The organism is Streptomyces sp. NPDC032126, assembly GCF_055580085.1.
In genome coordinates this window covers 595,316-609,401 of record NZ_JBVIMA010000002.1, presented here as the reverse complement: position 1 = coordinate 609,401, position 14,086 = coordinate 595,316, and the positions used below count along the sequence as shown (strand labels likewise).

Below are 14,086 nucleotides of genomic sequence, written 5' to 3'. Positions count from 1 at the left end.
GGGTCGCCCCCGGCCACTCCAATGCCTGATGCACCCATCGTCAGGGGAGGACCGGAATGACATCCGCAGCACGCCAGTCCCAGCACACCCCCGAACTGCGCGCCGCCGCCCGCCACCTGGGCCGCCGCCGCTTCCTCACCGTCGCCGGAGCGGCCGCCGCCCTCGCCTTCACGGTGAACCTGCCCGCCGCCGGCGTCGCGGCCGCCGCCGAACTCGACCCGGCGCGCATCCCCACCGACCCCTTCACCCTGGGCGTCGCCTCCGGCGACCCGCAGCCCGGCTCGGTCCTGCTGTGGACCCGCCTCGCGCCCGCCCCCTACCAGCCCGACGGCGGACTGCCCGCCGAACGCGTCACCGTCCACTGGGAACTGGCCCACGACGCCTCCTTCCGCCGCGTCGCCCGGCGCGGATCCACCCTCGCCCACCCGGAGTTCAACCACTCCGTGCACGTCCAGGTCGACCACCTCGACGAGAACCGCGTGTACTACTACCGCTTCCGGGCGGGCACCTGGATCAGCCGCACCGGCCGCACCCGCACCGCCCCCGGCCCCGGCGCGAAGGTCTCCGCCCTCACGCTCGGCGTGGTCTCCTGCCAGCGCTACGACCAGGGCTACTACACCGCCTACCGGCACCTCGCCGAGGACGACGTCGACATCGTCCTCCACCTCGGCGACTACCTCTACGAGTACGCGGTCAGCGGCGTCGGCGGCGCCCGCGCCCACCCCGCCGGCACCGTCCCCCCGGTCTACGGCCACGAGATGGTCACCCTGGACGACTACCGCCTCAAGTACGCCCTGTACAAGTCGGACCCCGACCTGCTCGCCGCCCATGCCGCGCACCCCTTCGTGGTCACCTGGGACGACCACGAGACCGAGAACAACTACGCCGGCGAGACCTCGGAGAACAACGAACCCGCCGAGGAGTTCCTCATCCGCCGCGCCGCCGCCTACCGCGCCTACTGGGAGAACCAGCCGCTGCGCCGCCCCCAGCTCCCCGACGGCCCCGACCTCAGGCTCTACCGCCGGCTCCACTGGGGCCGGCTCGCCCAGTTCGACGTCCTGGACACCCGCCAGTACCGCTCCGACCAGGCCTACGGCGACGGCTGGCAGTTCCCCGGACCCGAGTCCGAGGACCCCGCCCGCACCCTCACCGGCGACGCCCAGGAGCGGTGGCTGATCGACGGCTGGCACCGCTCGCGGGCCCTGTGGAACGTGGTCCCGCAGCAGGTCACCTTCTCGCAGCGGTACAACTCCACGACCCTGCCGTCCAAGGTGTCCATGGACTCCTGGGACGGCTACCCGGCCTCGCGCGAACGGGTCCTCGCGGGCGCGGAGGCCGCCGGAGTCGAGAACCTGCTGGTCCTCACCGGGGACGTGCACGTCCACTACGGCTTCGACATCAAGCGGGACTTCGCCGACCCCGCGTCACGCACCGTCGGCACCGAGATCGTCACCACCTCGATCTCCAGCGGCGGCAACGGCTCGGCGAAGCCGGCCAACTGGGCCACCTACATGGCGGCCAACCCGCACCTGAAGTTCTACAACGGGCAGCGCGGCTATGTGACGGTGGAGCTGGACCGGGACACGACCCGCGCCGACTTCAAGACCGTGCCGTACGTGACGACCCAGGGCGCGCCGCTGGTGGTGGCGGGCTCCTTCGTGACGGAGGCGGGGGAGCCGGGCCTCAAGCCGGTGTGACCGGGGCGGCGGGCGGCCAGGCGTCGCCCCACTCCGCGTCCCGCGCCGCCTTGTACAGATCCCCGTGCCGCTTGGTCACGGTCACCCGGCGCAGCTGCTCCTCGGCCTCGCACAGGTCGAGGAGCACCTGTCCCTTGCGGATCTGCGGCCGCCGTACGACGCGTGCGGCGGCCGGCTCCACGGGGAAGCGGGCGGCGGCCACGTAGCTGAACTTCTCGTCCTCGTACGGCAGGGAGCCGCCCTTGACCCGGCGGTGCAGGGAGGAACGGCTGACGCGCGCCGAGAAGTGGCACCAGTCGGTGCCCGGCACGATCGGGCAGGCCGCGCTGTGCGGACAGGGCGCGGCGACGGTGAACCCGGCCCCGACGAGCCGGTCGCGGGCCTCGATGACCCGGGCGTATCCGTCGGGCGTCCCCGGCTCCACGATGACGACGGCCCGGGCGGCGGAGGTCACGGCGTCGAGGAGGGCGGCGCGGTCGGGGGCGGTGAGCTCGTTGAGGACGTAGGAGACGGTGACGAGGTCGGTGTCGGGGAGGGCGAGCGCGGAGCCGATGCGGGCGCGCTCCCAGCGGACGTCGCGGAGCGCGGGCTCGGCGGAGGCGATCTCCCTGCCCAGGGAGAGCGCGGGCTCGGCCCAGTCGAGCACCGTGACCGGCCGCTCCCCGCCCCAGGTGCCGGCGACGGCCCAGGTGGCGGCGCCGGTCCCGCCGCCGACGTCGACATGACCGGACGGCGTCCAGTCGGGCACCGCGTCGGCGAAGGAGCCCAGCGCCGCGCTGACCGCCTCGAAGGTCGCGGGCATCCGATAGGCGGCGTACGCGACGACGTCCGCGCGGTCCCGCAGGATCGGGGCGTGGGTCGGGGTGTCGCCCCGATAACTGGCGATCAGCCGCTCCACCGCTCGCGCGGCCTGCGTGGGCGGGAGGCCGCCGAGAAGACGATCGAGGGCACCGCGAAGGGTGTCGGCCGGGGCGAGGGGGACGTTCACCCCAGAATTCTATTTCGCGCCGGCCGAGCCCCCTGGGGCGGTCACCTGACGGCTCGGGCCAGGTGAGTCGCCGCAGCCGACCTGGGTCCACTGTCCGGCGGCCGGCGACAAGGATGCACCCTGTTCGCCAGCAGGATCAGAAACGTGTCCGTCGACGGGTCCAGGACGAGCGACGTCCCCGTGAACCCCGTGTGCCCCGCCGCGCCCCTCCCCGCCAGTTCCCCCATGAACCACTCCTGATCCACCGCCCACCCCAGCCCCGGCTTGGCCAGCAGCAGCTCCACGAAGTCCGGACCCAGGATGCGCGCGGGACCGTAGGAGCCACCCGCCAGCAGCGTCCGGCAGAAGACCGCCAGATCCCCGCCCGTCGAGAACAGCCCCGCGTGCCCGGCCACACCGCCCAGCGCCCACGCGTTCTCGTCGTGCACCTCCCCCCGCAGCATCCCCCGGTCCGCCTTCGCCCACGGCCGCCGCTGGTCCTCCGTCGCCGCCGCCCCGGGACACGGCCCGAACCCCGTCGACGTCATGCCCAGCGGGCGGGTGATCCCGTCGCGGAACAGGACGTCCAGCGTGCGGCCCGTCAACCGCTCCAGCAGCTGCTGCAGCACCAGCATGTTCAGGTCCGAGTACCCGTACGCCCCGCCCGGCTCCGTCACCGGGCCCTCCGCCCGCAGCGACTCCAGCCGCTCCCGGGCGTCCGCGCAGTCGTACAGCGGCAGCTCCGGCCGCAGTCCGGACGTGTGCGTCAGCAGCTGCCGTACCGTCACCCCCGCCTCCGCGACCCCACGGAAGTCCGGCAGATACGCCCCCACCCGCGCGTCGATCCCCAGCGTCCCCCGCTCGATCTGCTGCACCGCCGCCACCGCCGTGAACAGCTTGGTCAGCGACGCCAGATCGAAGGGCGTGTCCACGGTCATCGGAACCCGGGCCTCCCGCGGGAGCTCGACACCCGCGTCCGCCTCCGGATCGTAGGACCCGTACCGTACGGCCCAGCCCGACGCCTCCCGCACGGCGATCACCGGCCCGCGCCCGGCGACCACCACCGCTCCCGCCGCCCAGGGCCGCTCACCCGTGGTGAGATCCCGCACCTCGCAGGCCAGACGACGCAGCTCCCCGGGGTCGAGCCCCGCCCTCTCCGGGCGGTCGACCCGCAGCCTCGGTGCGCTCAGCTCTCCGCTCCCTCACCCGCGCGCCGGCCCCAGGGACGGCACAGCCCCGCGAAGCAGGCCAGCGCCACCACCGACGCCGCCAACTGGACGACCGCCATCGGAACGGCCGTGTGGTCCCCGGCGACCCCGACCAGCGGCGAGGCCACCGCGCCGACGAGGAACGAGGTCGTGCCGAGCAGCGCGGACGCCGACCCGGCCGAGTGCTTCGTACGCAGCAGGGCCAGCGTCTGCGCGTTGGGCAGCGTCACGCCCATCGCCGACATCAGCACGAACAGCCCCGCCGCCACCGGCGCGAGCCCCGCCTCGCCGAACACGCCCGCCGACATCATCAGCAGCGCCGCCGACGCCAGCACGATCACCACCAGACCGGCCCCGAGCACCCGGTCCAGGCTGACCCGCCCCACCAGCACCTTGCCGTTGATCTGCCCGACCGCCACCAGCCCGACCGAGTTCAGCCCGAACAGCAGGCTGAAGGTCTGCGGCGAGGCCCCGTAGATCTCCTGCACCACGAACGGCGAGGCCGAGATGTACGCGAACAGCGCGGCGAAGGCGAAGCCGCCGGTGAGCATGTACCCGGCGAAGGGGGCGTCGGCCAGCAGCCGGCGCATCGAGCGCAGCGCCTCACCGCCGCCGCCGGCGTGCCGGTCCCCGGGCTCCAGCGTCTCGGGCAGCCGCGTCCACACCAGCCCGGCCAGCAGCGCCCCGACCACCGTCAGCACGACGAACACGCCCCGCCAGTCCGTCACCCGCAGGATCTGCCCGCCGATCAGCGGCGCCACGACGGGCGCGACCCCCGAGATCAGCATCAGCGTCGAGAAGAAACGGGCCATCGCCACCCCGTCGTAGAGGTCGCGGACGACGGCACGCGCGATGACGATGCCCGCCGCCCCCGCGAGCCCCTGCGCCAGCCGGAACGCGACCAGCAGCTCCACGTTCGGCGCGAGGGCGCACAGCGCGGTCGCCACGACGTACACCGCGAGCCCGGCCAGCAGCGGGCGGCGCCGACCCCACCGGTCGCTCATCGGGCCGACCACCAGCTGCCCCAGCGCCATGCCGGCCAGGCAGGCGGTCAGGGTGAGCTGCACGGTCGCGGCGGGCGCGTGCAGATGACGGGTCACCTCGGGCAGGGCCGGGAGGTACATGTCCATCGACAGCGGGGGAGTGGCGGTCAGCCCGCCCAGCACGAGCGTGACGAGCAGCCCGGCCCGCCGCCCCGCGCGCGCGTGCGCGGCCTCGCGCACCACCCCCGGCGTCGATTCCGGCGGTGACGCGGATATCGACGGCCCACCCTCGGGCATGTGCCCCTCCCTTTCCGACTCCTCCGCCACCTATGCTCTCAGCTCGTACGGACTGCTGGGGCGGACGTGAGGACGGACAGGGCATGACGACCGACACGGTGCGGTGGGGCATTCTGGCGACCGGCGGGATAGCCGCCGCCTTCACGGCCGACCTCATCGACCTTCCGGACGCCGAGGTCGTGGCGGTGGCCTCGCGCACCGAGGCCGGCGCGCTGGCGTTCGCCGAGCGCTTCGGCATCCCCCGCGCGTACGGCGACTGGGAGGCCCTCGCCAAGGACGCGGACATCGATGTCGTCTACGTCGCCACCCCGCACTCGGCGCACCGGGCCGCGGCCGGGCTGTGCCTGGAGTCCGGGCGGAACGTGCTGTGCGAGAAGCCGTTCACGCTGAACGTCCGCGAGGCCGAAGAACTCGTCGCGCTGGCCCGCCGCGAGGGCCGCTTCCTGATGGAAGCGATGTGGATGTACTGCAACCCGCTGATCCGGCGTCTCGCCGCGATGGTCTCCGACGGAGCGATCGGCGAAGTGCGTACGGTGCAGGCCGACTTCGGGCTCGAAGGACCCTTCCCGCCCTCGCACCGGCTGCGCGACCCGCAGCAGGGCGGCGGCGCACTGCTCGACCTCGGCGTCTACCCCGTCTCCTTCGCCCAGCTCCTGCTCGGCGAGCCGGCCGACATCGCCGCGCGGGCCGTCCTCTCCGACGAGGGGGTCGACCTCCAGACCGGGACCGTGCTGTCGTGGGACTCCGGCGCCGTGGGCATGCTGCACTGCTCCGTCGTGGGCGGCACGGGGACGACCGCGTCGGTCACCGGCTCGCGGGGGCGGATCGACTTCCCGTCGGGGTTCTTCCACCCCGAGCGGTTCGTACTGCACCGCGCGGGGCGGGACCCCGAGGAGTTCGTCGCGGAACCCGGGGACGGGCCGCGTACGACCTTCCGGCACGAGGCGCGGGAGGTCATGCGGGCGATCACCGCCGGCGAGACCGAGTCCCCGATGGTGCCGCTGGACGGGACGCTGGCGGTGATGCGGACGCTGGACGCGATTCGGGAGCGGATCGGGGTGCGGTATCCGGGGGAGGCGGTTTAGGAGCGTTGCGGGTGCGGGTGGGTGGGGGCTGGTCGCGCAGTTCCCCGCGCCCCTTTCACGGCGTTGCAGCCGAGCCACGACGAGACGAGCCGTCTCTTGTGCTTGCTACCGTCGGGCCATGGCCACCACGTCCGGCAGACCCGCCCCCGACTCCTCCCGTCGCAGTGAGAGATCCCGACGGGCCATCTACGACGCCGCCCTCGCCCTCGTCGGGGAGGTCGGGTACGCCAGGACGACCGTGGAGGCCATCGCCGCCCGGGCCGGGGTCGGCAAGCAGACCATCTATCGGTGGTGGGAGTCCAAGGCCGACGTCCTCCTGGAGGCGTTTCTCGACATGGGCGAGCGGGCCGCGGAGGCGGCGGGGCAGCGGCCGTACGTGATTCCCGACACAGGCGACCTGGCCGCCGACCTCAAGACGGTCCTGCGCGCCACCGTCGACGAGCTCAAGGACCCCCGCTTCGAGGTGCCGTCCCGCGCGCTGGCCGCCGAGGGCGTCGTCAACGAGAAACTGGGCCGCGAGTTCGTCGCCGCGCTGCTGGAGCCCTCCCTCCAGCTCTACGTCGACCGTCTGCGCGCCGCCCAGGAGGCGGGTCAGATCCGCGCCGACCTGGACCCCCGGATCGCCCTCGAACTGTTCGTCTCCCCGCTCGCCCAGCGCTGGCTCCAGCGCACCGGGGAGATCACCCACGCCTACACGGACACCCTCGTCGACTACGCGCTGTACGGTCTCGCCCCCCGCTGACGATGTCCGAATTGGGGGGTCCGGCACCCCGATGCGCCGGATGGTGGCACGATGAGGCATGCTGGCGGGACCACAGCGAGGCGAGGGACAGATGAGCGCGGAAGGCGGCCGGACCGGCCTGCGGGGCAGACTCTCCCAGTGGCTGCGCGGAGGCGGCCCCGAGAAGGCCGCCGACGACGGCGGCCGCGAAGCCCTGCTGCTCGCCGCCGCCACGGCCGGACTGCCCCTGGCGCCCGCCGCGCACCCCGCCCCCGGCTACGGCTGCTCCTGCGACCGCGTGGGCTGTCCGACCCCCGCCCGGCACCCGGTGTCCTTCGCCTGGCAGACGCAGTCCACGACCGACCGCGCCCAGATCGAACGCTGGGCCCGCCACCAGCCGCAGGCCAACTTCATCACCGCGACCGGCATGACCCACGACGTCCTGGACGTCCCCCTGGAGGCCGGCCGCGAGGCCCTGGACCGCCTCCTCGCGTCCGGCGTCGAGGTGGGCCCGGTCGCGGAGAGCGACGACGGCCGCATGTTCTTCTTCACCCTCACCCGGGGCACCCCCGAGGACGAGGACGAGTGGTGGCCCTGCGAGCTGGACTGCCGCCCGGAGACGATGGACGAGCATCCGGGCCTGCGCTGGCACTGCCGCGGTTCGTACGTCCTGGTACCCCCGGCTCGCCTGCCGGGCGACGAGGGCCGGTCGGTGCACTGGACAAGGGGCCCGGAACACCCGCTCCCGGACCCGCTCACCCTCCTGGAAGCCCTGACGGACGCCTGCGCCAAACACGCGGGCGAGGAATCGGCACCCTGGCCCCTACGGCACTAGGAACGCCCGAATGGGGCGCGGGGAACCCGCCTCACTCCCCCTTCGCCCCGGTCAACCCCTCGACCCGGCCGAGCATCGACACCTTTCCGGCGCCGGAACCCCCGGCCGGATCCAGCACGACCTCGTTCGCCACGAACTCCATGGTCAGCGACTGCTTGATCTCGCCGACGGTCAACGCCTTCACCGCGGCGCCGGGCGGAGGAACCGCCGCGCCCTGCGCCGCCGTCTGCTTGATGTAGTGCCGCGAGCTGAAGAACACCAGCGCCCCGCCGTCCGCGGTCCGCAGCGCCACCGGAGCGTAGTCCCCGCTGGTGAGCGGCTCGTCGATGTACTGCTGGACGAGCCCCGGCTTCTTCGCGTTCTTCTGCCGCAGGACACGCAGCTCACTCGTGTGCGTCCCGTCGGCGAACGTGCCGCCGCCCTGCTGGAGATAGGTCGCGTAGCCCTTGCTCAGATCCTTGGGGGCGACGGCCAGTCCGGTGGAGTCCGCCGGGACCGCCTCGGCCCATCCGTCCGTGTCCTTCTTGAACCGCGGCAGCGCGCCGGGCGCCACCAGCGTCAGATAGGCGGCCTTCCAGGGCTCGGAGACGTCGTTGCGCAGGAACACCATCAACCAGCGCGCGGAGTCCCCCTTGTTGGACTTCGCGTCCGCGACGAACCACCGGGGCCAGCCGGCCTTCTTCGGGATCGTGTAGTTCACGTCCGACAGCGCCAGCGCGGTGTGCTGCGGATTGCCGCCCGGGTTGGTGACGTGCCCGGCCTTCAGCCGCGCCCCGTCGATCACGCCGAGCGGACCGGCGGTGTACGCGGCGTCCAGCGAACTGTCGTACGCCGCGTCGGCCTTGTTGTACGCGGCCGTGAACTGCTGGACCGCCTTCGCGGCCTCCGCGCGGGTGGTGGTGGGGATCACCTCGCGCTCCCCGTGCACCACCACACACCCGCTCGCCGTCAGCACGACGGCGGACAACGAGGCCGCAGCCAGGGCGGTCCGACTAACGCTGCTGAGCCGTGGACGGCCGGTCCTCTGCTCGCGTCGACTGGTCATCCGGTGTCTTCACCTTCCCCTTCCCGGAGGCGAACCCTACCGGGGCGAGGAACAGCGCGAGTGTCGGGATCAGGTACAGAGCCCACACCGTGACCTGGAGGACGGTCGGATCGGCCTGGAAGTTGAACACGCCCTTGAGCAGGGTGCCGTACCAGCTGTCCGGCGGGATGGTGCCGGTGATGTCGAACGCCTTGTCGTTCAGGCCCGGCACCCAGTCGGCCTCCTGGAGGTCGTGGAAGCCGTACGCCAGCACTCCGGCCGCGACGACGACCAGCATCCCGCCGGTCCAGGTGAAGAACTTGGCGAGGTTGATCCGCAGCGCGCCCCGGTAGAACAGCCAGCCGAGCAACACCGCGGTGGCCAGGCCCAGTCCGGCGCCGATCAGGGGGCGCGGGGTGCCGTCGCCGGCCGCGTGCACGGACGTCCACACGAACAGGGACGTCTCCAGGCCCTCCCGGCCGACCGCGAGGAACGCGGTGGCGACCAGCGCGCCCGTGCCCAGGCGCAGCGCGGCGTCGAGCTTGTCGTGCAGTTCGGACTTGAGGTGCCGGGCGGTGCGCCGCATCCAGAACACCATCCATGTCACCAGGCCGACCGCGATGATCGACAGGGAGCCGCCGAGCGCCTCCTGCGCCTTGAACGTCATCTCCTGGGAGCCGAATTCGAGGGCGCAGCCGAAGCCGAGGGCGATGGCGACGGCGACCCCGACGCCCGTCCAGACGGGCTTGAGGGCGTCCTTGCGGTCCGTCTTGACCAGGTAGGCGATGAGGATGCAGACGACGAGGCTGGCCTCCAGCCCCTCGCGCAGACCGATCAGATAGTTGGAGAACACGCTCACGCCTCCTTGGCGAACAGCGTCCGGCCCCACCAGTCGTCCTTGTCGCGGACGCCGGGGGGAACCGCGAAGACGGCGGAACCCACGTGCTGGATGTACTCGTTGAGCGCGTCCGTGGCGAGGTTGCGCTGGATCCGGACGAAGCCGTTGGTCACGTCCCGCATGTAGGCGATGAAGAACAGTCCCGCCTCCAGGCGGCCCAGTCCGTCGGTGCCGTCGGTGAAGGAGTAGCCGCGGCGCAGGATCGTCGACCCGCCGTTGGACTCGGGGTGCGCGAGGCGCACATGGGCGGTGGGCTTCATCGCCTTCAGGAACGGCTCGTCGCGCTCCTTGGCCTTGCCGACCGGGGCGCCCTCGCCCTTGTCGCGGCCGAAGATGTCCTCCTGCTCCTGCAGGGGGGTGCGGTCCCAGGTCTCGATGTGCATGCGGATACGGCGGGCGACGAGATAGGAGCCGCCGACCATCCAGTCGGGCCCCTCCTTCTCGTCGACCCACACGAACTTCTTCAGCCGGTCGGTCTCGGTGCCCGCGATGTTGCGGGTGCCGTCCTTGAAGCCCATCAGGTTGCGCGGGGTCTGCGCCTCGGGCGTCGTCGAGGACGTCTTGCCGAAGCCGAGCTGCGACCACTTGATGGAGACCTTGCCGAAGCCGATGCGGGCCAGGTTGCGGATGGCGTGCACGGCGACCTGCGGGTCGTCGGCGCAGGCCTGGACGCACAGGTCGCCGCCGCTGCGGGCCGGGTCGAGGGCGTCACCGGCGAACTTCGGCAGGTCGACCAGCGCGTGGGGCCGCTGTGCCGCGAGGCCGAACTTGGTGAACAGCGACGGCCCGAAGCCGACGGTCAGGGTCAGCCGGGACGGCTTGAGGCCCAGCGCCTCGCCGGTGTCGTCCGGCGGCGCCTCCGCGAGACCGCCGTACGCGCCCTCGCCGACGGTCTGGCCCGCGGTCATCCGGCGGGCGGCCTCGGTCCAGTCCTTCAGCAGCTGCACGAACTCGGCGCGGTCGTCGGTCTGCACGTCGAACGCGGCGAAGTGCAGCCGGTCCTGGACGGGCGTGGAGATGCCCGACTGGTGGGCGCCGTGGAAGGCGATCGCGGCGCCGGCCTCGGCGCCCGCCGGGTCCACGTCGTGGCCCGTGCGGGTCATGGCGACCGCGCCCCCGGCCGCGGCGGCGCCGAGCGCGAGTCCCGCGCCGCCCCAGCCGATCAGCGAGCGCCGGCTGGGCGCCTTGGGCGTGCCGCCGGTGCTGTCCGTGCTGTCCGTGTCCGTCATGCTGTCCGTGTCCGTCATGGTGATGGGCCCTCGATTGCTGGACGAGTAGGACTACTTGGCGACGGCGGCGGCGAGCTTCGACAGGGGCTCGGCGAGCGCGTTCACCGCGTCCGACAGCTCCTTGCGCCCGGCCGCGCTGACCTTGTCGTAGGACGTGAAGTCGTACGAGGTCTTGTCCGCGCGGTACTTGTCGAGCAGGGTGTTCAGCGTCGTGAACTGCTTGTCCAGCTCGGTGGTCAGCGCCTTGTCGTGGGCCTGGGCGACCGGCTTGAGCAGCTCGTACGACTTCTGCGCGCCCTCGACGTTGGCCTTGAAGTCGACCAGGTCGGTGTGCGAGTAGCGCTCCTCCTCGCCGGTGACCTTGCCGGTGGCGACCTCGTCGAGCAGTTCCTTGGCGCCGTTGGCCATGGAGGTCGGGGTGATGACGGCCTTGCCGACCCGGTTCTGCCAGTCCTTCAGATCGGTGACCAGCTGGTCGGCGAGCTGCTTCTCGCGGTCGGTGATCTTCTTGTCCTGCCAGAGGGCCTTCTCCAGGCGGTGCCAGCCGGTCCAGTCGGTGGCCGGGTTCTGGCCCTGCTCCAGGCCGTCCTCGCGGACGTCGACCTCGGGGTCGATGTCGCCGAAGGACTCGGCGACCGGCTCGGTGCGCTCCCAGCCGATGCGGGAGGGCGCGTACGCCTTCTGCGCCGCGGCCAGGTCGCCGGCCTTGACGGCCTTGGCGAAGGTCTCCACGAGCGGCAGCGTCTCGTCGGCCTGCTGCTGGACGTAGGAGCGGTAGCTCGCGACGGCCTGGTCCAGCTTCGGGTCGCGCTGGGCGGCGGTGCCGCCGGTGACCTTCAGGGTCTGGCGGATGCCGTCGCCCTTCATGCCGGGCTTGCAGGCGATCGCGTAGGCGCCGGCCTTGACCTCGGCGGTGACCCGCTGCTTGGTGCCGGGGCCGATGTTCTCGCGCTCGGTGACGACCCGGTCGTCCGGGAAGAGGACGTAGACCTCGGTGACCTTGGAGCCCTTGTTCTCGATGGCGAGCTCGACGTGTCCGGCGGAGATCTCCTTCTTGGAGGTCTCGCACGTCTTGTCGGTGGCGGTCACCGAGATCACGCGCTCCCCGTCCTTGGCGTCGCTCTTCTCGGTGCAGCCGGTGACGGCGGTGAGGGCGGTCACGGCCGTGACGGCGGTGAGGACGGACAGTCGGGCGGCTCGCATTCGGGCTCCCAGCAGTGGCTGATTCTTCACGTGATGGGGCTCACAGGGTTTGGTGAGCCTGCCCTAACTTATCCAAGGCTTACCTGCGTAATACCCCGGGGTGCCGTGATTCAGCTCTCATAGACGCCGTAAGAGCACGGGCCGATCACGATGGCTCAAATCGGACCCCAACGGTTGGTCAAGAGAGATTCAAGGATTCCATGGGGGAGTACAGGTGCTTCAATGCCCGCGTGACTGATTACGACGTGCTCCGCGTGTTCTGCGCGCCGAACGGCGGCTACGGCAACGAACTCGGGGTGATCCGCGAGGGCTCGGTGCTGCCCGAGCGGAGCGACCGGCAGGAACTGGCCGCGAAACTCGGCTTCAGTGAGACCGTGTTCGTGGACGACCCCGAGCGCGGGATCATCGACATCTACACGCCCACCCTGCGGCTGCCCTTCGCCGGCCACCCCTGCGTCGGCGCCGCCTGGCTGCTCGACGTGCCCGAACTGGTCACCCCGGCCGGAGTGGTGGGCGCCCGCCTCGACGGCGAGTTCAGCTGGATCGAGGCCCGCGCGGAGTGGGCGCCGCCGCGCACCCTGCGCCAGTACGCCACCGCCGCCGAGGTGGACGCCCTGCCGGTGCCGCCGAAGGGCGAGTGGATATACGCCTGGGCGTGGGAGGACGAGTCCGCCGGACGGGTCCGGGCCCGCGCCTTCCCGGGCCGCGACGACGGCATCGACGAGGACGAGGCGACGGGCGCCGCGGCGCTGCTCCTGACCGACCGCCTGGGCCGCGCCCTGAACATCACCCAGGGCGCCGGCTCCCAGATCCTCACGGCGCCCCAGCCCGGCGGCTGGGTGGAGATCGGCGGCCGGGTCCACCTGGAGCGCTGAGCTTCGAGAGCCCGTTCGGGTGGAACAGCGGGCACGGCGTGTGGGCGTTTGCGTCACCGGGGACCTGTGGGCGTGACCCATCCCCTCCGGAGAGGAGCCCCATGCGTATTCGTTCGGCCCTGGCCGCCGCCGTCCTGACCGCCGCCCTGACCGCCGTGAGCGCCGCCACGGCCACGGCCGCCGACCACGAGCCGCGTCACTACGGCACCGAAGACGCCTGCGACACGTACATCGGCGGGATCGACACCGTGTCCAGTGACATCTTCTGGGGCGGCGCCTACTGTCGCGGCCACCACTGACAGGCCACGGGTCCCCTCCCCGCATCCGGGGGAGGGGACCCGTCCCTGTGCGTGCCCGTCCGGCGCCGACGGCTCACGCCGACAGCGGGAACTCCTCGCCCAGCGCCCGGAACACCGCCGTGTTCAGCGCGAACGCCCGCTTGCACTCCGCCACGATCCGCTGCCGCTCCAGATCGTCCGCGCGGATCGCGTCCAGCAGCTCCCGGTACTCCCGCTTGAACGCGGCCGGGTTGGCGATGCCCTCGAAGACGTAGAAACGGACGCCGTCGCCCTTGCGCTCGAAACCCCAGGTCCGCTCCGCCCGGTCGCGGATGATCTGTCCGCCGGAGAGATCGCCCAGGTAGCGGGTGTAGTGGTGGGCGATGTAGCCCCCGGGCCAGCGTCCGGCGCACTCCCGCACCCGGTCCGCGTACGCGCGCGTGGCCGGCAACGCGGTCAGGCCCGTCCGCCATCCGGGGCCCCGCAGATGCGCCAGGTCCCGCTCCAGCGCGCCCAGCCGGAACAGCTCCGGCCGGACGAAGGGCCCGGCCACCGGATCCTCCGCCAGCCGCCCGGCCCCGGACTCCAGTGCCTCGTACACGAACCACAGCTGCTCGGTGTAGCGGGCGTACGCGTCGACGCCGAGCCGGCCGCCGAGCAGATCGCTCATGAACGTCGAGGTCTCGGCCTCCGTGTGCTGCTCGTGGGAGGCGGTCCGGATGACGGTCGAGAAGGAGTCCATGGGCCCCATCCTGTTTGCCGACGGTCTGTCGGTAAAAGCGTACA

At 72.2% G+C, this 14,086-nt stretch carries 14 protein-coding genes; 6 read left to right on the top strand and 8 right to left on the bottom strand.

The window, feature by feature from the left end; genetic code table 11:
* Positions 1–56 precede the first annotated feature (56 nt).
* On the top strand, positions 57–1,697 hold the full coding sequence (locus ACZ5NW_RS11265) for an alkaline phosphatase D family protein (RefSeq protein WP_468743545.1): 1,641 nt from the start codon (positions 57–59) through the stop codon (positions 1,695–1,697).
* On the opposite strand, the gene ACZ5NW_RS11260 is transcribed toward ACZ5NW_RS11265, so the two are convergent.
* The 3 genes from ACZ5NW_RS11260 to ACZ5NW_RS11250 are packed head-to-tail and all read right to left on the bottom strand — an operon-like array spanning position 1,684 to position 5,152.
* A complete protein-coding gene (locus tag ACZ5NW_RS11260; protein ID WP_468743544.1) occupies positions 1,684–2,685 on the bottom strand; it encodes a small ribosomal subunit Rsm22 family protein in 1,002 nt (333 codons plus the stop codon). The two genes, ACZ5NW_RS11265 and ACZ5NW_RS11260, sit on opposite strands and share 14 nt — an antisense overlap.
* 41 nt (positions 2,686–2,726) lie before the next feature.
* A complete protein-coding gene (locus tag ACZ5NW_RS11255) occupies positions 2,727–3,854 on the bottom strand; it encodes a serine hydrolase domain-containing protein (protein WP_468743871.1) in 1,128 nt (375 codons plus the stop codon).
* Complete coding sequence (locus ACZ5NW_RS11250; protein WP_468743543.1) at positions 3,851–5,152, bottom strand: multidrug effflux MFS transporter; 1,302 nt, start codon at positions 5,150–5,152, stop codon at positions 3,851–3,853. The genes ACZ5NW_RS11255 and ACZ5NW_RS11250 overlap by 4 nt, the downstream gene beginning before the upstream one ends.
* 83 nt (positions 5,153–5,235) lie before the next feature.
* Here ACZ5NW_RS11250 and ACZ5NW_RS11245 point away from each other — a divergent pair, with 83 nt between their 5' ends.
* From ACZ5NW_RS11245 to ACZ5NW_RS11235, 3 genes are all read left to right on the top strand, one after another.
* The gene (locus ACZ5NW_RS11245; RefSeq protein WP_468743542.1) at positions 5,236–6,237 is read left to right on the top strand and encodes a Gfo/Idh/MocA family protein; all 1,002 of its coding nucleotides are present in this window, start codon (positions 5,236–5,238) and stop codon (positions 6,235–6,237) included.
* 118 nt (positions 6,238–6,355) lie between these two features.
* Positions 6,356–6,979 (top strand): TetR/AcrR family transcriptional regulator, encoded by a 624-nt coding sequence (locus ACZ5NW_RS11240; protein ID WP_468743541.1) that lies wholly within the window; start codon positions 6,356–6,358, stop codon positions 6,977–6,979.
* A gap of 91 nt (positions 6,980–7,070) precedes the next feature.
* Positions 7,071–7,793 carry a bifunctional DNA primase/polymerase gene (locus ACZ5NW_RS11235; protein ID WP_468743540.1) on the top strand — a complete coding sequence of 241 codons (723 nt, stop codon included), beginning with the start codon at positions 7,071–7,073 and terminating at the stop codon, positions 7,791–7,793.
* A 31-nt stretch (positions 7,794–7,824) separates the two neighbouring features.
* On the opposite strand, the gene ACZ5NW_RS11230 is transcribed toward ACZ5NW_RS11235, so the two are convergent.
* The 4 genes from ACZ5NW_RS11230 to efeO are packed head-to-tail and all read right to left on the bottom strand — an operon-like array spanning position 7,825 to position 12,147.
* The gene (locus ACZ5NW_RS11230) at positions 7,825–8,838 is read right to left on the bottom strand and encodes an SCO2278 family lipoprotein (RefSeq protein ID WP_468743539.1); all 1,014 of its coding nucleotides are present in this window, start codon (positions 8,836–8,838) and stop codon (positions 7,825–7,827) included.
* Positions 8,786–9,670: an iron uptake transporter permease EfeU gene (efeU, locus tag ACZ5NW_RS11225; RefSeq protein WP_468743870.1), complete on the bottom strand. Its 885-nt coding sequence runs from the start codon at positions 9,668–9,670 to the stop codon at positions 8,786–8,788. Before efeU ends, ACZ5NW_RS11230 begins: the two co-directional genes overlap by 53 nt.
* A 2-nt stretch (positions 9,671–9,672) precedes the next feature.
* Positions 9,673–10,944 carry an iron uptake transporter deferrochelatase/peroxidase subunit gene (efeB, locus tag ACZ5NW_RS11220; protein ID WP_468743869.1) on the bottom strand — a complete coding sequence of 424 codons (1,272 nt, stop codon included), beginning with the start codon at positions 10,942–10,944 and terminating at the stop codon, positions 9,673–9,675.
* A gap of 51 nt (positions 10,945–10,995) precedes the next feature.
* Positions 10,996–12,147, bottom strand: a complete 1,152-nt coding sequence (efeO, locus tag ACZ5NW_RS11215; protein ID WP_468743538.1) for an iron uptake system protein EfeO — start codon at positions 12,145–12,147, stop codon at positions 10,996–10,998.
* Positions 12,148–12,377: 230 nt separating this feature from the next.
* Here efeO and ACZ5NW_RS11210 point away from each other — a divergent pair, with 230 nt between their 5' ends.
* Together ACZ5NW_RS11210 and ACZ5NW_RS11205 are read left to right on the top strand one after the other, a co-directional pair.
* Positions 12,378–13,022 carry a PhzF family phenazine biosynthesis protein gene (locus ACZ5NW_RS11210; RefSeq protein ID WP_468743537.1) on the top strand — a complete coding sequence of 215 codons (645 nt, stop codon included), beginning with the start codon at positions 12,378–12,380 and terminating at the stop codon, positions 13,020–13,022.
* A 101-nt stretch (positions 13,023–13,123) separates the two neighbouring features.
* Complete coding sequence (locus tag ACZ5NW_RS11205) at positions 13,124–13,321, top strand: hypothetical protein (protein WP_468743536.1); 198 nt, start codon at positions 13,124–13,126, stop codon at positions 13,319–13,321.
* Between the two features lie 73 nt (positions 13,322–13,394).
* On the opposite strand, the gene ACZ5NW_RS11200 is transcribed toward ACZ5NW_RS11205, so the two are convergent.
* Positions 13,395–14,042, bottom strand: a complete 648-nt coding sequence (locus ACZ5NW_RS11200) for a biliverdin-producing heme oxygenase (protein ID WP_468743535.1) — start codon at positions 14,040–14,042, stop codon at positions 13,395–13,397.
* Between the last annotated feature and the right edge of the window lie 44 nt (positions 14,043–14,086).